The 278-nt window shown below is 44.2% G+C and carries 1 protein-coding gene; it reads left to right on the forward strand.

Going from position 1 to position 278, the window contains the following annotated elements:
• Positions 1 to 270: hypothetical protein (locus SM755_RS23535; protein ID WP_323174821.1), on the forward strand; the 270-nt coding region annotated here is incomplete at its 5' end.
• Between the last annotated feature and the right edge of the window lie 8 nt (positions 271 to 278).

Genomic DNA, 278 nt, shown 5'->3' on the forward strand with positions numbered 1-278 from the left:
TTATGCTGCAGTGGACAAGTGAGGAAAGCATATAATTTGGTTACTAGCATGGAAGAGAAAGGATGTTTACCGTCTACTGTAACATACAACACTATATTGAAAGGGTTCTGTATGGACATGGATATTCAGAAGGCGTTGCAGATGTTGGATCGTTTCAGCTCTGCTGGGGTCTGCTATGATTCGGTATCCTTCAACACTATTCTTTCTGCAGCCTACAGGCAGGGTAACACTTCAGTCATCCAGAGGGTTCTCTCTGCAGCCTACAGTTAGGGTAACAC

It is taken from the genome of Natrialba sp. PRR66 (assembly GCF_034808065.1).
Lineage (GTDB): Archaea > Halobacteriota > Halobacteria > Halobacteriales > Natrialbaceae > Natrialba > Natrialba aegyptia.